Annotated in this window: 13 protein-coding genes; 5 read left to right on the top strand and 8 right to left on the bottom strand. The window is 47.7% G+C overall.

What is annotated here, in order from left to right; all coding sequences use genetic code 11:
* Positions 1-83: 83 nt before the first annotated feature.
* The 4 genes from ACX9NY_RS19035 (at position 84) to ACX9NY_RS19050 (ending at position 2,131) form a co-directional block, all read left to right on the top strand.
* Positions 84-323 (top strand): bacteriocin immunity protein, encoded by a 240-nt coding sequence (locus ACX9NY_RS19035; RefSeq protein WP_472474433.1) that lies wholly within the window; start codon positions 84-86, stop codon positions 321-323.
* Positions 324-328: 5 nt separating this feature from the next.
* Entirely contained in the window at positions 329-853 is a 525-nt protein-coding gene (locus tag ACX9NY_RS19040) for a HEAT repeat domain-containing protein (RefSeq protein ID WP_472474435.1), read from the top strand.
* Entirely contained in the window at positions 850-1,260 is a 411-nt protein-coding gene (locus tag ACX9NY_RS19045; RefSeq protein WP_472474437.1) for a hypothetical protein, read from the top strand. The genes ACX9NY_RS19040 and ACX9NY_RS19045 overlap by 4 nt, the downstream gene beginning before the upstream one ends.
* Before the next feature lie 82 nt (positions 1,261-1,342).
* Positions 1,343-2,131: a formate/nitrite transporter family protein gene (locus tag ACX9NY_RS19050; protein WP_017690511.1), complete on the top strand. Its 789-nt coding sequence runs from the start codon at positions 1,343-1,345 to the stop codon at positions 2,129-2,131.
* A gap of 239 nt (positions 2,132-2,370) precedes the next feature.
* On the opposite strand, the gene ACX9NY_RS19055 is transcribed toward ACX9NY_RS19050, so the two are convergent.
* The 6 genes from ACX9NY_RS19055 to ACX9NY_RS19080 all read right to left on the bottom strand — a co-directional run bounded on the left by ACX9NY_RS19055 (position 2,371) and on the right by ACX9NY_RS19080 (position 14,222).
* The gene (locus ACX9NY_RS19055; protein ID WP_472474439.1) at positions 2,371-3,939 is read right to left on the bottom strand and encodes a glycoside hydrolase family 30 protein; all 1,569 of its coding nucleotides are present in this window, start codon (positions 3,937-3,939) and stop codon (positions 2,371-2,373) included.
* A gap of 82 nt (positions 3,940-4,021) precedes the next feature.
* Positions 4,022-6,733 (bottom strand): glycoside hydrolase family 3 C-terminal domain-containing protein, encoded by a 2,712-nt coding sequence (locus ACX9NY_RS19060; protein ID WP_472474441.1) that lies wholly within the window; start codon positions 6,731-6,733, stop codon positions 4,022-4,024.
* A gap of 625 nt (positions 6,734-7,358) precedes the next feature.
* Entirely contained in the window at positions 7,359-12,329 is a 4,971-nt protein-coding gene (locus ACX9NY_RS19065) for a DUF5724 domain-containing protein (RefSeq protein ID WP_472474443.1), read from the bottom strand.
* Positions 12,330-12,353: 24 nt separating this feature from the next.
* Positions 12,354-12,773, bottom strand: a complete 420-nt coding sequence (locus ACX9NY_RS19070) for a hypothetical protein (RefSeq protein WP_472474445.1) — start codon at positions 12,771-12,773, stop codon at positions 12,354-12,356.
* A gap of 409 nt (positions 12,774-13,182) precedes the next feature.
* Positions 13,183-13,920 (bottom strand): SDR family oxidoreductase, encoded by a 738-nt coding sequence (locus tag ACX9NY_RS19075; RefSeq protein WP_339239763.1) that lies wholly within the window; start codon positions 13,918-13,920, stop codon positions 13,183-13,185.
* A 17-nt stretch (positions 13,921-13,937) separates the two neighbouring features.
* The gene (locus ACX9NY_RS19080) at positions 13,938-14,222 is read right to left on the bottom strand and encodes an Atu4866 domain-containing protein (RefSeq protein ID WP_339239761.1); all 285 of its coding nucleotides are present in this window, start codon (positions 14,220-14,222) and stop codon (positions 13,938-13,940) included.
* Positions 14,223-14,384: 162 nt separating this feature from the next.
* Here ACX9NY_RS19080 and ACX9NY_RS19085 point away from each other — a divergent pair, with 162 nt between their 5' ends.
* Positions 14,385-15,317: an AraC family transcriptional regulator gene (locus ACX9NY_RS19085; RefSeq protein ID WP_472474447.1), complete on the top strand. Its 933-nt coding sequence runs from the start codon at positions 14,385-14,387 to the stop codon at positions 15,315-15,317.
* A gap of 79 nt (positions 15,318-15,396) precedes the next feature.
* Here ACX9NY_RS19085 and ACX9NY_RS19090 read toward each other — a convergent pair whose 3' ends face one another.
* Positions 15,397-16,137: a hypothetical protein gene (locus ACX9NY_RS19090; protein WP_472474449.1), complete on the bottom strand. Its 741-nt coding sequence runs from the start codon at positions 16,135-16,137 to the stop codon at positions 15,397-15,399.
* Between the two features lie 146 nt (positions 16,138-16,283).
* A complete protein-coding gene (gene nasC, locus ACX9NY_RS19095; protein WP_339258968.1) occupies positions 16,284-18,416 on the bottom strand; it encodes an assimilatory nitrate reductase catalytic subunit NasC in 2,133 nt (710 codons plus the stop codon).
* Between the last annotated feature and the right edge of the window lie 7 nt (positions 18,417-18,423).

Below are 18,423 nucleotides of genomic sequence, written 5' to 3' on the forward strand. Positions count from 1 at the left end.
GATCATTATATATGATCCATTGAATGAGCCCATGAAAGACTAGTTGCTTCACAATATTAATCATTCAGGAGGTGTAAATACATATGGACAATCGTTCGCATCTGATAGAATTGGTTCGCAAACTAATGGACGCCGAAGGAACCGAAGCCGAGTTGGATGACATGTTGACGGAGCTGCAACAACAGGTGCCTCACGCTGAGATCAGTAACCTGATTTACTGGGATGATCGAGACCTGACGCCAGAACAGATTGTAGAGGAGGCGTTGGCAGCTCGTCCGATCATTCTTCCGCCCCCATCTTCATATTCTTCAGGAGGTGAATGATGCAGATGTCTGATATGAATCATTTCAATCATAACAACAATGAACACCCTGATTTTAACGAAATCAGTGGTGAAGAGAAAATCCAGGCACTTCGTGATCTGATTGATCTAACCGATAGCCAACTTACACATCAAGTTCTATCTATCGGTATGGATACACATGAAGAGGATCTCATCCGTATCGAAGCATGGCGAGCTTTGGGCATGTCAGAGTCTTCCTCACTTTTGGATGAAATTCGTCATGCGGCCGCGCAGCTTGTTCGTGACTCGGAAGAAGATGAGGATGTACAGATCTATGCTTTACAGACTCTAGCCTTGTTACCTGCTACGGAAGCTGAGATTACGTTGGCCCAGGATGTATTGTCGGGGAATGCCTATATATTACTTCAAGGTGCAGCTTTTGCTATTCTTGCTGCTCACAAACATGTTCCGGGCGCAGTCCTTGCGCTAAAATCTCTTCAATCTCATCCGCATTTCGGCGCTTCCGCCAAGCGAGAACTGCATTCCATAACAGGAAGTGATGATCTATGAATCAGGACCATGAACCATTTTCACCGGGAACACCAGGAGCATCAGAAGAAGCAGAAGAAACAGAAGCATCAGGAGAGCATGCTACGCAGGCTGTTTACCTCACCCAAGGTGAAATCAACGCCCTACAGAAAGCTATTCTGTTCCTCAAGTTTGAATCTGAAGAGACGGCCTCCTTGCTCTATGCAGGCAGTCCGCTACTGAACAGAGTGTTGGAAAAGGTACGGGATGTCAGCTCATTTGGTGAGTACGCCAAAGAACTTCACTCTCGTCCAAACGAATATGCGGAGCGTTTTATGCGCGCCAAGGTGGAGCGTTCCTATGCAGAAGAATTGGCACCGCGTGAACGAACAGAGGAGCAGAAGATTGAGATCCTAAGATCCTGTATGTATCCGTATCCAGTTAAATAATCAGTAATCCAAGTTTCCCCTCCCCAATTTCCATAATTTCGTTATAATGGTAAGCAAGACATCATGCTACTGGAGGAGAATTATGGAAACGGAAGCTCTACGGAACGTGGAACAACTTGCTCTGAAGAAACACAAGATTTACAAACAAAGCTTAATCAGGTACCTTGCACGCTCCATGCTGGCCAGTATGTTTATCGGATTCGGCGTCATCGTGGCGTTTAAGACAGGTAACTTCTTTTATATGGAGCAGTCCCCTTTTACCTATCCGATGGCAGCCATTACGTTTGGCGCGGCCATTATCCTGATCGCTTACGGTGGCGGTGACTTGTTCACGGGCAATACGTTCTATTACACGTATGCGGCGCTGCGCAAGAAACTGCGCTGGTTCGAAGTGATCAAGCTGTGGATTGCAAGTTATAGCGGTAATCTGATGGGCGCAGCCGTGTTTGCCTTGTTAATATACCTGACCGGATTGTTCGACTCGTCTCAGGTGAATGGATTTCTGTTAAGCGTGGTGGAGCACAAGATGGAGGTCCCAACCATGCAGCTCTTTTTCCGGGGAATTTTGTGTAACTGGCTCGTATGTATGGCGTTCTTTGTGCCGATGTTTATGAAGGAGAATGGAGCCAAAATGTTCGCCATGATGCTCTTTGTCTTCTGCTTCTTCATCTCGGGATATGAGCACAGCATCGCCAATATGTGTACGTTCGCGATTGCACTTGTGCTGAATCACCCGGGGACGATCTCATTTGAAGGTGTGCTTCACAACCTGGTGCCCGTGACCCTGGGTAATCTGGTGGGTGGTGTGCTGCTGATGGGCTTTATGTATTATGCGGTGAACAAACCTTTTCTGGATGAAGAGACACATTAATCTCCGGTAAAAAAAATCCCCTTCCGGCCCGGTCCATTGACCGAGGCTAACCGGTAAGAGAAACGATAAACACCCCGGCAACCTTCCCATCTCAGGGAAAAGGTTGCCGGGGTGTTTGTCTATGGGCAAGCTTACGGATAAGCCACCTGCCCCTTATCTCTTAACAACCTATTCGAAAAAACTCCAAAAGCCTTTTACCATGCCATCCTTCCATCTGCACTCTAATCCCCAAGCTTGAATTAATGCTCTGTCCCCATTTTCGGGTTCCAACGGAAGGTAACTGCCGATTGGGAAGTCAGCACATATCGAAACGTATCTCCATCCATGACTACATCAAAGGAAACATCTGCTTCACCCGTATTAGCTGCAACCAGCACCATCGTTCCATTCGGATTGCGGAAGGCAACGTTCTCGATCTGCCCATGTTCTTGCGTGGAATGCACTCTTACAGCTCCCGGACGCACATAACGGCTGATGTGGCCCAACGCATAATACTCGACATTTCTAGTGATTTCATCACTGTCCGGGTCAATCGTCACAACCCCACGGCAGTTCTCACAGCCCCCGTTCGTGGGACCCCCTTGCGGATCGAGTGCAATGTTCCAGAGCAGTACATTCTTCGCCCAGTTGCGAGGTGCACCAATGATGAGATTGGACATCTGCCAGCTCAGATTCTCGCCAAAATCAGGACTCCACTCCCCACCACTACATTCGGTAAAATAAATATTTTTGTCTGGGAAGCGCTCATGCACTTCCGACATGGCATATGGATCACCTGCATAACAGTGAAAAGCAGATCCATCGATATAGGCAGCAGCCTGCTCATCACCCAGCACCTTGCCGGTATATTCGACCGCCCGATCCCAGTTATGATCATATGCGATGATTCGTGTATCCAGTCCCGCATCCTGTAGTGCCGGGCCGAGATCATCCCGAATGAACATGGCTTGTTCTTCGGCCCCCATACTCATACTCGGATATTTATCCGAGGTGAACTCCGGTTCATTTTGCAACGTGATCCCGTAGATGGGAATGCCCTTCGCCTGATAAGCTTCGATATACTTCACAAAATATCTCGCATAAGCTTCATATACCTTGGGATTGTTATAATCCAGATACCAGCCGTTAGTGGTCTTCTCTTCCCCGTACTTCATCCAAGCCGGGGCCGTCCACGGTGTGCCAAACACTTTAAGATCCGGTTTCAATCCAGATACACGCTCCAACATATTCACAACATCCTGATCTTTATCGATCGAAAAGTGTTGCATCTCATAATCCGTGCCGGACTCGATATCATCATAGGTATAGCTTGAAGCCTCACTTGATTCACCCACCGAATAATCGGAAGCACCAATCGTATGACGCACCATATCCATGTTTAGCCCTTCTGTTGTAAACAGTTCCTTCAGTAGTTGTTCTTGCTTTTCCTCTGGAAGCTGATCAATTAGATGTACCGACGAACCTGTCATCGCTGCGCCAAATCCATCCATGGTCTGATACGTCTTGTCCGGGTTAATCTGTATGGTGAACTCCGACGAAGAAGTGTCTGACTCCTGCGTTGAAGCAACTGAAGAGCCTGTGTCTGCCTCATGGTGATCTGTAATTGGAATAGGCTTTTGTGGTGTAAGCAGATTTTGCTGATCTCCTGTGGTTAACCAGACTTCGGCCGCTCTCTGCTTGTCCACAACCGGTGGCGGAGCGGGTTGTTCACTTCGGTTGAAGATAAGCCAGATTCCTATACCGAAACAACAAACAGCGATGAACAGGATGATCCATCGTTTGGGATGCTCTCGCCAGCCCATGTTCATCACACTTCACTCTCCTTCCATTATGGAAAAAGCCGCGGCCATTAGGCCACGACTCATTTTTGCGATCTCCCTGACTTCACTTTTATTTACCGGACTTGCTTCCGATATTCACACTGCCTGTCAGACGGATATCATCTGATGCACTGCCGACATACACTTGAACTTTACCCTTAGGCATTACCCATTCATGGGATGTTTCATCCCAATAGGACAGTGCACTGCGATCCAGTTGAATGTTCACTCTTTGCTGCTTGCCTGCCTTCAGATCAACCTTTGCCCAACCAGCAAGCTGCTTCTCTGGCGTCTCCACTTTGGTTGGCAGATTGCCGACATAGACCTGTACCACTTCTGCACCGGAAACTTTGCCGGTATTGCGCAGGTTCAGAGACACTTCAACGGTTGCATTGTCGCCTTTGCCAGTGTTCTTCACATGCAGATTACGATAATTAAAATCGGTATACGACAGTCCGTGTCCAAAGGCGAACGCGGGTGTCATGCCTTCTTTGTCGTATCCTTTGTACCCTACAAAGATACCTTCGGAGTAGTTACCCACCCCATTTACACCCGGGAATTGTTCCGCAGTGGATACCGGGGTCTGGGAATCATCTGATGGGAACGTCACCGGCAATTTACCGGATGGATTCACATCACCGAATAGCACACGTGCCACGGCATTCCCTTGTTCCTGACCTGCATACCAAGCCTGAACGATGGATGGCACTTCTTTTTGCCAGGAGTCCATCTCAACAGCACGACCACTCATTTGTACCACGATAGTTTTTGGATTGGCTGCCGTAACCTTGCGGATCAACTGCTCCTGATTATTCGGCAGCTCCAGATCGGAACGGTCGACATAACCTTCACTGTCATACGTACGAGTTACCACGACGGCAACATCGGATTTTTTCGCCAGATCAACTGCTTTTTGCATTTTGATATCAACAGCGTCCTCTGGAGCTTCCCAGCCAAAACGAACCTGCGCACCCATATCGTGATTGGACTGTACCGGGAAATCGGTACGATACTCAATCCGAATGTCGTGGGACTCGCCTTCTTTGAACGTGATTTCTTTCTTGGTTGTACTCAATGTTTCACCTTGATTGTCTACGAGCAACTTGTCATCCACATACAGCTTCGCAGAACCGAGACTGGTCAGGGACAGTTTATATTCACCCGTTTGAGGTGCTGTGATCGCCCCCGTCCAACGAGCTGACATTTTGGCATTGAATTTCGTTGGTGTCACGGGAAGCTTGGAAGATTGTGCGTTAAAACCTTCATAATTGTAAAATCCAAGATTCATGTTGACCTGATTGTCTGTACGGACCAGAGAAGGGTTACCCTCCATATCTTTATTCGTCCAGTATTCGGCACGCAGACCGTATTCTGCACGATCTGTACCATAGTCTCTTTCACTTTTTTGAGCATCTGCTGGCGATAAAAGAGTGGAAGGTACAGCAGACGGTCCATTAAATGCATCTCCTGCGGAGATTGGATCAGTTCCGGCTGCATATTTTACATCCACACCGTTACCGGCACGGTTACGAATGCCTTCCAGTGGACTTACGGTATACGTCGGATTAACCAGACTGCTTCCTCCACCAGCAGCCGATGCGTTATCTGCATCCGGTCCGATGACCGCGATGGATTTCACGTCTTTCTTAGACAGTGGCAGTACATTATCGTTGTTTTGCAAAAGAACCATGCTCTCTTCTGCAATTTCACGCGCTTGTTTGCCGTCTTTCTTGGCATTGATTTGTGTATTCGTTACAGGATTATCGAACAGCCCTTTATCGAACATCTGCAGCAAAATGCGTCTAACCTTCTCATCAATCGTTTGTTCGCTGACTTCGCCTTTGTTCACGGCTTCCAGCAATTTGTCTCCCCATTTGCCATAAGGCTCCCCAGGTGTCTCCAGATCCAGACCCGCATTGGCGGATTTGACAGTGCTGAAGTTTGCACCGTAATCACTCATGACGAACCCTTCGAAGCCAAACTGATCCTTAAGGACATCGGTCAGCATCTCCTTGTTCTCACAAGCGTATGTACCGTTCACCTGGTTAAATGAACACATTGCGGAACCGAGATCCGCTTTTTCAACCATCGCCTGGAACGGACGTGCATAGACTTCCTGAATGGCACGTTCGCTGGCTGTTGCATTGGTGGTGAAACGCTCCGTCTCCTGGTTGTTCAGGATGTAGTGTTTCGCTGTAGCGATAACCGGATTGCTTTGAATTCCGTTTACATACGCTGCACCCATACCGGAAGCCAGCAATGGATCTTCACCGAGCGATTCAAAGTTCCGGGAACCCCATGGTGTACGTGCAATATCCAGCCCAGGGCCGAGAACTACATTATGTGTTGTATCATGTGCTTCCTGACCGATCAGATCACCATATTTCTTGGCAAGATTAGTGTCCCAGGAAGCAGCTAGCGCAATTGGTGCAGGCAGTGCCGTAGACTTTTTGTCCTGCACATCCGGGTTGGCCACACGTACCCCTGCAGGTCCATCTGCCATCTGTAATGCCGGAATGCCGAGGCGCTCCAATCCATCATTATAGAAACCATAATAGTTATTTACTTTACCAGTTACGAATCCAACTTTCTCCTCCAGCGTCATCTCCTTGAGTAACAGCTCGGTGCGCTCCTCCGCAGATAAGGATTTGTTCATCCAAGGCCGATCAGCCCCGAATTCCGCCTCCGCGGCGAAGGCATGCAGCGGCATAGCCGCAACCGCCACGATGATTAATAGCATAAACCATCGTTTGAGGAAAATTAGATTGAGTCTTCTGTTCATGTTGTAAGTTCTCCCTCTCTCTTGATCATTTTTCTTGTGCACATATTGAATACATGTATACAAGGGAATGCAAACTGGCTTGATCCCAGTCTTTCAAGCATTCAGGTCGTCCTGCACATGGCTTCGGAAACTGCAGCCTGCAAGCAAGACAGCAGATTTCGCTTCCTAACGATAGCCGACATGATCATGAATTACACCCCCTTAAATTTGGTAAATAACAGATTATAGCGAGCCTAGTCCTTTGGAATCATCTCACTTTAAATTCAGATAACATAACAAGAAAGCGAATTATTTACAGTTCCGTAACTATTTCCGAACCAATTCTCTACTTTTAAAAACAGTCAGTTCGACCCACATCCAACCAGCCAATTAATGCAATTAATTAACATATTAAGGAATATGTTGAGGCGCTCTGGGTCCCAGGTCTATTTGAAACCGGAACCAATCCGGCCCATTGATTTATCCAAAAATATAAAAGCAACTGAAGTCCCTTTTATCAGGTTCCTCAGCCGCTTTATGTTGAAGTCTCTCCCGCTTGTTCACGAGATTCGGAGATACATTGATAATCGGGGTAACAAATAAAAAAACCGCCCCACAGGGCGGTTCACTTCTAATTCACTAACTTCTAATTCTGTAACTGTGCAAGAATCTGCGGGTCCTTGATCTTCTTATCTTCGGCAAGCAACATCACCTTGGACAGAATCTCGGCCGTTCTCGGATCTTCATCCAGGAATGGCAGGAAGATTCGACCCCGATGCTGACTGTGCACTGGTACGATATGAAGGGCACCTGTGGCTTGTTTGAATACATTGCCACTACCCAGATGAACAGCATACTCACCCAATTTACCATCAATCCGTGCGTAATTCCCATCCAGACGTACATTTTCGATCTTCAGCAGACGCAACGACTCGTTCACAATGACATGGCGCATCTCGATTGTGGTCAGGCTGGCTTCCGGATCTACACCTCCCACATGTGCAACACTGACCACCAGATCGATGTCACGCATAACTTCCGAGAAGAACGTCAGCGGCACATCTTGCAACGGTACAGGTTTGTAGCTCTTGCGATCGTAGAACTGCACCGTCTCCAGTGTTGGCGCCTCGGTATCTGCCGGTGAGAACCAATCCGCCATGGCATAGAGATTTGCAATCAGATTATGCTCGTAGCTTACCTTCTGCAGACCTTCTTCATAACTGACTGTCCATTGGCGTCCTTTGAGCAGAGCAACTGTTTTTTTCGGTTGAATCTGATACCCGGCATATCGGCGGGACACTGTACCATTAGCCGATTCGTCCTCGTTAGGAAGATATAATTCACGAAATACCTGCTTGAACGGCTGACGCTCCTGACGGGTGAACAGATCACGTTGGAATTCACTCCAGCTTCCGCTCTGGTACAAATGAAGAGGATGAGCAATCAACAATTGATCCTGTTCCGCTAGGACATGGATCGTACCCTCTGGTCCTGGAGCAACCAGACCACTGGACGAACCATCGAATCTTCCCATCTTGTCACCTGACTGGAATACAAGCGTTCTTACCAACGGATGTATAACCGGATTTTGCATCAGACTGGCAATTTCCTGACGTGTAAAGGATGTTCCAGCCGTCATCGAACGCTCCAGCTCCTGCCTTGCCCGGCGATACTGATCAACCAGATCCGTTTTGAGCTCTTTCAGTTCAGCGATATATCCATCTTTTTTGAACCGGGCAGGTACAGATTTGAGTGTCTTGCCTTTGCTAACGATAACCATCTCGGGCTGGCCTTCTTCATCAATGACCAATTGTGCTGTCGTGTCAGCATCCAATGCATGTGGCTCAAAGAAAGATCTCATTTCATCGAGCTTACGTGCTTCCATGTCCCACATCAGCCGCGTAACATCGGCATAGCCAGCATTACGAGCAAGGTTACCCAGTGCAATCTGTGATGCTACACCTTCACTTGCGCGGCGTTGTGCGCCGAATTGCTTGCTCTGTGTCAGGAATTTCTGAATGAAGTCGTAACGCTCACGCAGATCCTGTTCACGATTTACGGCGAATGGAATCAGACTGTAGGTTAACAAATGATCTTTGTTTCGCTTGTCTGACACGGAATCACGCATATCCTCCAGCCGAAGCCTGCCCAGTGCAGCATCCGCAAACAATTGGGATCTGCGATGGTTGGCTCCCCCGGAAATATACTTGGCACAATCGTATAAGAGATTGAACCGTTCCTCCCCGACAGCAGCATAAGCTTCTTCAAACCAAGCGATATCAAACGCACCTTCATTAAAGTCCTGTGGTGAGATTGGAGAATAGTGGGCCACGATGGTTTCTTTCTCCGCAGTAAAGCGTTCATTGATATGAGCATGGAAGTACCATGCCGCACTGCGAAGACCTTCCCATCCCAGATGTTTTGCAACAATCTCCATCCACTGTGGCGCGTACATGGCTGCTTCCAGCAATTTTTTCTCTTTAATCGGGTATTTCTGGAGCAACTCTCCGAGTTGTTTCTCATCTTCTCCATCCCGTGGATGACAATTCTGAATCAGATAGCTGAACGTCTCTTTGCGTGTTGTGTTGTCCCCATAACTGTAGATATATCCACGGACAAAAGTATCCTGATCCATCGCAGAGACTAGATGTACCCAGTGTTCCATGCCTTCAATTCGTTCCAGTTTCATGGCAAGTGTACTTACTTCTGTAGAGAGTTCTCCCCGGGTCAGCTCGATTTCCAGAATCCGATTAACGACCGTATCCCGTAAGTGAATCAGCTTCGGGTCACTTGCGATCTCTTCCGTACGAGTGGATGTTAAGTTCCGAATAAACATCAGACGATTCCCACCGACCAGAACCTGTCTATATATCTCCTGTTCGTCAATCAGGTTCAACTGGTACGCACGGAGGAAATCTTCAAGTGACAGTAAAGACAGCGGCTCACTACGCTCTACAAGACTGGTGAACTGGTAAGCCGTCTGGAAGAAACGTTTGAAGCTGTTATCGTCATGGATTTTGCCACGAACCACATAATTCCAGGGTGCAGTCAGAATATGAAGCATGCCTGACTCCTTTTCGAGTCGATCAGCAGGCATACTCGCAATAATAGAGGCCCAAGTCTTCTCGGCTATCTCAAACGTGTCGATCGGATCGCTATCCAGAAATGCCGCCGATATAAGCGCCACTACCTGATCCTTATACGGTAACGAATTCAGCATCTGCTGCAGTTTTTCGATATCCTCCAGCGGATAGATTTGTTCAGCAAACGTCTTGCGCCAGCCTTCCAGTAACGGAATCTTTTGCAGTTCTTCATAGCCATACTGATCATGGAAGTAACTGTAATGGTCGCTCAATTTGCCATTGAAATCCCGGAGCTGTATAACCATATACAACTGCATTAACTCCATACTGCTAAACTCGCCATGTTGAATATAGTTCTCCCATACCTCATGAAGCGGAAACTGCTGCATATGCTTCATTTCATTGCGCTCTCCATACGGAACCTTGGAGCGAAGACTCGCTCCAACTAACAATGTTTCTTTATAGCCAGCGTAGTACTCCACTTCATACTCATAATCCCTGTGTTCATGCACCAATTCATTGAGACCCTCCAGAAAAGGTCTGGTCTTATCCAGAGATAGCGTGAAGATGTCCTTCGGAGTAACGTCCTTGAGATCACGCATCTCATCCAGCAATGGCTCACGTCGCTTCGGATCAAATAAACCAAATCCATTGGAGGCTGTGTAACGACTCCCCTGATCGGTCAGCTTATCCAGCAGTTTCTGTTCCTTGGCAGTTGGTGTCTCAATAAGCTGCGCCAATGGCTGTAATGCCTCCTGCTGATCTGCCCGCTCCGGATCTGCCGCAATCTCGGTCAACAATTCGAGTGCGCCCAGACGCTGCAACTCACTCTTGGCCTGCAAAAGTCGCTTCAGTGAGACCTTCAATTGGTCTATAGGTTGCAGTAATAATACATGGATGACCTTCTGACGAAGTGAGCCTGTCTTGAGCTTCATCAGTGCCTCCATCTGTTCCATCTCTTCAACTGTCAACGTGAGCAACTTCGCCTTGGCGAGTGCACTCTCCCGGTTACTCATACTTTTATCAGACAGACTCTCAAACACAAACTGTCTTTGCACCTCATTCTCAGGATGCTGAACAAACTGGGATAACAGTTCTCCGCGCAGTTCCGGGCTTAGGCGGTCCTTGATTGCAATGACTTCGCCGATCCATTCCGGGTCCATATCATAAGCGGCCAGATATAACATTTTTTTGACTACATCATCCATATCAATCCGGTAGTGAACATACTCAAGTACACCCGATGGTCCGCCTGACCCGCCTTTTGGAATGACACCCAACATCTGTTTGAATCGGTCAAAGTCCTGACGCCGCAAGGCCTTATCTTCATGAGCCTGCAATGGCCACACGTAAACGCTACGCTGATTCTCACCATTCTCGAAACTCCAGTTATACATATACATGGCGTCATAGTTGGTCACAATCCAGTGCATTAACTCGGTATCCTGCGCTTCCAGATACCGACGTGCAATGTCCAATCGAAGCTCTCGGTTCTGGCTGTTAGCCAGTACATATTGGGCAACGATCTTCTGATATAATTGGCCTTGATCCATAATCTCGATGATCTTGCTCTTCAAATCATTCTCTTCGATGACTGCTGTCGCCCACAGGCTGATAAAGAGTTTGTTCGCGTTCGCTTCCTGCTGCCAGGCTTCGCGTACCTCTGGGTGCACCAGCGCCTCATGAGCCTGCTCAATGAGCTGTGCAGCAACTCGCTGATTGGCTGCTTCTATGCCGATCCCTGTCCATACAGCGAGCGCTCTTACCACAGAACTGAAACGAATCAGGTTGTTGTCGATAATGATTTTTAATATGTAAATATAGGCTTCCAGTGTTCCTTCATCCATCCGCTCCACAATGCTTTGGCGCAGACCTTCCTGCAACCGTGCTGCAACCAGCAGCTCACCTACCATCTGATAGGCTTCCACCTGATCGCTCATGAATATGCCCTTTATCATTTCATGGGTTAACAGTGCATTCTGATTGTCACCATATATAATATCGTGCAGCGCCTGCTTCATACCTCCGCCCTGATGATCCAGTTCATACGCGATACAATCCGCCAGGACCCAACGGATCTCATGCAGATAATCCAGCTTGTACTCACGAAGTGACACATATTCTTCCAGAGAAAAATTATTCATTTCCATCCGGAACAACCCCATCAGTTTACGGATGACCTGTGCTACATGCTGCCCCGGATCGGATGTGCGGAAGGGCCTGCGTTCATAGTTGTTACTGTATGGGAAACGGGTCGCACGCTCTGCAATATAACGGAATCGTGCAACCAATGACTCACTCGCCAGATGCTGGAGCACATCCAATAGTGGCTGGAATAATGGCTTCTGTGTCTCTGCAGCCAGCCTTTCAAGCAACTTTTCTGTATTCAAAAACATCTTTTCGTCTCCACGCAAATACGTAGACCCGGCGATCTCCACAACATAACCTGCCAACTCAAGCTGTACCCCTGTTAACGACTTGGCTCTTTCCTGCAATTCATCCATATACACCTGCACTTGATCTTCCTGATTCATCCTGTTCTCCTCCTTCATCACTCTCTACCACAGACGTCCGGCAAGCATTGTAAATCGGATAAACACCACGTTGTCGCCGTCTTGTATCAAAATTGACTTGTCCAGTTCCTGCAATTCTTCATCGTTGAGAAACACTTTGTACAATCCATCCTCATAGGCAGTTATAGCTGTCTCCATCGCGCCATTCAGATCAGGAACACCCTCATTGTATACTGCGCCAAACCCGACTTTCCCCGCCGCTCCCTGCGATTCAATATCATCCGGCATCAGGTAGGCGAGCAATTCCGCCTGTTGCTTCTTGTCCTGAAGAGCTTTTACTTGCAGAGCCACCATATTTTCAATGAGCTGCCTTAGCGTATGAGTTGTTTCCGGAAGTTCAGCAGCTTGCTTGGCAAGTACCGGCTTGCGCTTACCCAGACTTTTTACCGTTATCCATATGTTCACTGTCATGCCCCCTCTGTCCTGCCCTATTTGAAGAAGCTTCCATAAGCCCCGATATCTATACCACGATGCGTAATAACCTAAACTCACAATGACGATCTATCCCAAAATAAAATTAAAAATACGTACATATGTACCCCTAATGAACATCATAACTAAAATTCAATCCATATTCATGAGCCAATCCTCATGTTTACGTGGAACCACGGAACTATGAACTACTTGCGTAGATATACGCAAAATCAGCTAATACACTCTTTCTGGATTGCCCCCATGTTAAATTCTTCTATCTTACTGTTGATAGCATTAGTGGTTGGTCACCCTGAGATATGAACCAAGTTGTTTATAAGGTACAAAAAGACGCCCCAACCGTATATATGGTAGGGGCGTCTTCGGAATCTTACAGCGAGGTTTAAACTAAGCTTGCAGTGGGTCTTACCACAATTTCATTCACATCCACCTCAGCCGGCTGGTTGATCGCATATAGTATGCTTTGAGCGATAGCCGTAGCTGGAATGGATATGCTCCGATAATCTTTCATAAACTCCCGTGCTCCATGATCAGAGATGGATTCGGCAAGTTCGGATTCAGTCACACCTGGCGATACAAGGGTCACGCGGATATCTGAGCCTACCTCCTGTCGCAGACCCTCCGAGATCGCCCGGACAGCGTACTTGGTTGCACAATATACTGCGGCTGTTGGTGTCACGGCATAAGCTCCAATGGAAGCGATATTAACAAACTGCCCGAAACCCTGTTCTTTCATAACGGGCAGCCCAGCTGCAATACCGTGTAGAACACCCCGAATATTAACATCAATCATACGATTCCACTCGTCCACTTTTAGTGCTTCAAGGGTTGATAGTGGCATGACCCCGGCATTATTAACTATCACATCCAAACGTCCATAACGACTGAGCGCAAGCTCTACGATCGTTTGCATGTCTTCCAGCTGTGTAACATCAAGGGCATGATATTCTACTGAACCACCTTCCGAGCGAATGGCGGAAGCCAGCACCTCTAGGCGATCCACTCGTCTTGCACCAATAACAACATGTGCTCCCTGCTCTGCTAACAGACGCGCTGTTGCCTCCCCAATTCCGCTGCTTGCACCCGTGATTACAACGACTTTCCCTTTTACATTAAACATATCGACTTCTCTCCCTATTAGGTATTTGATTGTGCATCTTCTCTGTACAGAACCATGCCTGCATGATAAAGCACGCCTTCCTTAAAGTCTCCATCCGCAGTAAAGCCAGTATCATCCACATATTCAATATGATCTCCTTCGACTACATATCGACCTTGGTACGCACTTTGCCTATCTCCCCGTGATTCGTCATAACGACCGGAAGGAAGCAGTTCATGTCGGATGTACCCGTCCTTCGTCACCCACATTCCTACATACGGGTGCTCCAATTCTGGTCTGTCTTCTGATCTATTACCTGCCATATTTCCACGTCACTCCTTTCTGTTGCCAACAGATTCAATTGCTTAATTTCATTATGTAGTCGATCAGTCTCTGTACGATAGAAGAATCCCACAGTATTCTTGCCTATTCGTCCAACGCATTTTAAAATGGTTATGAGTATCAGGAAAGGGGGCCTGCAATCCATGCTATCCAAAACGGAACAGGGTACAGCTATTATTGAGCAGCAACAGGAATTGGCCCGCTTAATCAGTCGTTTCGCCCACGATGACGGGATTCATCTAACAGCAATTCCTTCGTTTGCTTTGATCCGTGCTTCCCAGGTTTCAGAGCCCATTCATACCGTGCACGAACCCGCCTTGTGCATTGTGGCCCAAGGTTCCAAACTGGTTATTCTCGGACAAGAGAGCTATACCTATGACTCTTCACAGTATCTGGTCGCTTCCATAAACTTGCCTATTTCAGGACAAGTGGTACAGGCAACGACAGAACACCCTTATCTCTGCTTACGACTTGATTTTGATTCGGGGCAGGTTTTTGATCTTGTTCAAGATTCTCCTTCCGCACACACCAAATCCAACAACTCAACACGTCGTGGGTTGTTTGTAAGCTCAAACAAACCTCCGCTTCTGGAAGCCGTAATCCGATTGGTCAGATTGCTGGATACACCTGAAGATATACCTGCACTTGCACCTCTTATGACTCGTGAGATTCTATATCGTCTGATTCAGGATGAACACGGACATTCCATCAGGCAGTTTGCAGTCCAAAACAGTCATGCACAGCATATCGCCCAAGTCATTGAAGTCATTCACTCCGAATACGCCCATCCACTGCGAATCGAGCAATTGGCTTCCATGATTAACATGAGTACGTCCTCATTGCATTATCATTTCAAAGCCGTTACCGCCATGAGCCCACTGCAATATCAAAAACAGATTCGATTGCAGGAGGCCCGGCGAATGTTACTTGCAGGTTCAACCGATGCGGCCGATGCGGCATTCCAGGTTGGATACGAGAGTCCTTCCCAGTTCAGTCGGGAGTACGCTCGCATGTATGGCCTTCCTCCTAAAAGTGATATCAAGCGCCTTCGCCATACACTCCAGATCGAGGGCTAAATTCAAGGAAAAAGCCAGCTCTCAACAAATATGAGGGCTGGCTTTCTTGTAATTGTACTTGCTGATGAAATAGAAAATCTTAGGACCCTCCAAGCACCTTATCTTCAATGACCGGCGCCGGTATTTCTCTAATCTCAATCGATTCTTCCGGAGCAAAGCTCTGGATCTTCATCGGGATAGAATCCAAATGCTTGTACTCTTCGGTCTTGGTTGGTCTGGTTACAATTTCACCGTTTTTGTCTTTCTGATAAATCACACGTTGCGTCGGTATACCCGTATTTACATCAATGGTTACCACTTCCTTGTGGAGTGCGTCTTCAGAAACAGCCTTTTGCTCGTTACGCTCTGTAGCAGAACGGGAGTGTGTTCCCGCAGTTTCCAGTACGGTCCAATCCTGACCTTGTAATTCTTCTTTAGCGTTCTCCAACAGCGAGTTCTGTAGCAACTTCTCATTTTCAGCAGCTATGTTGTCCGGCATGGTCCAAGTGTTCCCAACCAATTTTTCCGTCTCAAAATCTCGACCATACGAAGTGATTTTCTTACCACCAGCTTCAATAATCATTTTGTAATGAAGCTGGTTATCACGGTATTCCTCAGTGACTTCTGTCAAATTCACACGGTCCCGATAGCGAACGATATATGATCCGTCTTCAAACGATTCCTTAATATAATCCACCTTACCCTGGGTCGCCTTAAGTGCTGCTGCTTCAACATCGCTTTGAGCACTAACTATAGACGGCCTGTTCAAGTACATGTAGCCACATACAGATGCAGCTACCAGTGGTAGGGTGAGTAGTGAAACCAATGTTTTCTTTTTCAAAGGTTTGACCACCTCTTATTTAGTCAGTATATATTCTTAACGCTTTATTCTACTTTTAAGTTCCAGTGATTTACATATCCGTTCTCGAAGTTAGCATTAGAGCAGCTTATGATGCCTGGAAACCTGTATGCTGAAACCTGTATGGATTATTTGGCTAATCGCAATGGTCGAATGGTTACTGCCGCCGTCTTGAATCCGGGCATACGGCAGAACGGGTCCAGTTCCGGTCGGGTTGCCCGATTCACATTTTGAACACCACCCCAATGCATCGGCACAAACAAGGTATCCTCCCGAATGGAATCCTTGATGCGCGAACGAACCGTGAAACTTCCGTACTCCGATTGTATCTCTACCCACTCTCCATCGTGAATACGATGACGGGCAGCGGTAACCGGATGAAGCTCAACGAAGTTCTCCAATTCACGAGCTGCAAGTGCCGGACTGCGATGCGTCTGCACCCCTGTAAGATAATGAGGGAGCACACGTCCGTTGGTAAGAATTAAGGGGAATTCCGGTGATATATCATTCCATCCCAGGCTTGACTCACATGTGAATGCCGCTTTGCCATCGGGATGTGCGAATCGATCACCGAATAACAGGCCTTCTCCTTGCTCTTCAAGGGAAGAACACGGCCAGTATACCCCTTTCTCGTTACGCAAACGCTCATAGGTAATGCCATAGTAATCAGCCACTCCACCACGGCTCGCCAACCGAAGCTCATTAAAGATATCCTCAGCAGTTTCATATTCAAAGTAAGAAACTTTACCCAATTGCGCGGCAATCCGGCATAATATCTCCCAATCATTGAGCGTTTCGCCCGGCGCAGGCCGCCCCTGTTCACGGAGCAGAACACGCCCCTCCAGATTGGTCAGTGTACCTTCATTCTCCATATAAGAGGTAACCGGAAGAACCAGATCCGCCATTCGTGCAGTCTCGGACAGAAACATATCTGCCACGATTAGAAAATCCAGCTTACGCAAACCTTCTTCCACCAAACGCACATTAGGATTGGATACAACCGGATTGGAGCCCATCACAAGCAAAGCCCGAATCTCCTGGTCATGAACTTTCTCCATCATCTCGTAGGCCGAGACTCCTTTACCCGGTAAACTTGCAGGGTCCACGCCCCAGATCGATGCCACATAGGCACGATCAGCTTCATTTTCAATCGATCGATAGCCCGGCAGCTGGTCAGCCTTCTGCCCATGCTCCCGTCCACCCTGCCCGTTTCCCTGACCTGTGATCGCACCATATCCACAGCCTTCTCGGCCAATTTTGCCAGTCGCTAACACCAGGTTGAGAAAGTGTCTGACAGCCATATGTCCATCCGTCTGTTGCTCAACGCCACGTGCTGTCATGATCATGCCTGTCTCTGCCTCACCATAGGCCAGTGCAGCCTGACGAATCAGGGCCAGATCGACTCCACATGCTAGTGCCGACTGTTCGAGTTGGAGATCAGCCAACCCTTGTATCAATTGCTCGTATCCATGCGTTCGTTCTCCTATAAAATGAGGATCCACCAATCCGGCATCGATCAATATTTTTAACATGGTATCCGCCAACAAGGCATCCGTTCCGGGCTTTACCTGCAAGTGAAGATCGGCAATCGCAGCGGTTGCCGTCTTACGGGGATCGATAACGATGAGAAAGGCCCCATTCTCCTTCGCCTGATTAAAGTACGGCAAGAGTGTAGGTTGGCATTCTGCGATATTGGTTCCGGCAAGTATAATACAGCCCGCTTTCGGTATATCGGACAGGCGGAACGTTAGTCCTCGGTCCATTCCAAATACTTTACTTCCGGCCGAGGCGGCAGCTGACATACAGAATCGTCCATTATAGTCGATATATTTCGTCCCCAAAACTACCCTGGCGAACTTGCCGAGCAGATAGGCTGTCTCATTTGTTAAAGATCCGCCTCCGTATACTCCAACCGTATCTGCTCCGTATGAATCTTTCAAGTTCTGAAACCGCTGTGCGATAGTCTGAACAGCCTCCTCCCAGGAACAGGGTTCAAGCTCACCATTGCGACGAATCAGCGGATGCATTAATCGTTGACCACTGAGCGCATGCTGATGAGCATTCATACCCTTCACACACAGCCTGCCCTGAGAAGCTTCATTCGGAACGCCTTGGACCGTATATTCCGCTCGGCTCTGACCTGCAACAGGTGCGGCCAGTTCTTCAACTGTCATCTTGCATTGCACACTGCAATATGGACACTGTGTTTCTTTTACATACAGCTTGGATACCGCCATTTCCGAAGTTATCGATAATTCCATTTTCCCA

It is taken from the genome of Paenibacillus sp. CB74 (assembly GCF_055687625.1).

Bases quoted from the DNA above. Each gene is read 5' to 3' on its own strand.
- ACX9NY_RS19045 (WP_472474437.1), top strand. From the start codon at position 850: ATGAATCAGGACCATGAACCATTTTCACCGGGAACACCAGGAGCATCA.
- ACX9NY_RS19060 (WP_472474441.1), bottom strand. From the start codon at position 6,733: ATGAACAGAAGACTCAATCTAATTTTCCTCAAACGATGGTTTATGCTA.
- ACX9NY_RS19050 (WP_017690511.1), top strand. From the start codon at position 1,343: ATGGAAACGGAAGCTCTACGGAACGTGGAACAACTTGCTCTGAAGAAA.
- ACX9NY_RS19080 (WP_339239761.1), bottom strand. From the start codon at position 14,222: ATGGCAGGTAATAGATCAGAAGACAGACCAGAATTGGAGCACCCGTAT.
- ACX9NY_RS19035 (WP_472474433.1), top strand. From the start codon at position 84: ATGGACAATCGTTCGCATCTGATAGAATTGGTTCGCAAACTAATGGAC.
- ACX9NY_RS19040 (WP_472474435.1), top strand. From the start codon at position 329: ATGTCTGATATGAATCATTTCAATCATAACAACAATGAACACCCTGAT.
- ACX9NY_RS19085 (WP_472474447.1), top strand. From the start codon at position 14,385: ATGCTATCCAAAACGGAACAGGGTACAGCTATTATTGAGCAGCAACAG.
- ACX9NY_RS19065 (WP_472474443.1), bottom strand. From the start codon at position 12,329: ATGAATCAGGAAGATCAAGTGCAGGTGTATATGGATGAATTGCAGGAA.
- nasC (WP_339258968.1), bottom strand. From the start codon at position 18,416: ATGGAATTATCGATAACTTCGGAAATGGCGGTATCCAAGCTGTATGTA.
- ACX9NY_RS19055 (WP_472474439.1), bottom strand. From the start codon at position 3,939: ATGAACATGGGCTGGCGAGAGCATCCCAAACGATGGATCATCCTGTTC.
- ACX9NY_RS19075 (WP_339239763.1), bottom strand. From the start codon at position 13,920: ATGTTTAATGTAAAAGGGAAAGTCGTTGTAATCACGGGTGCAAGCAGC.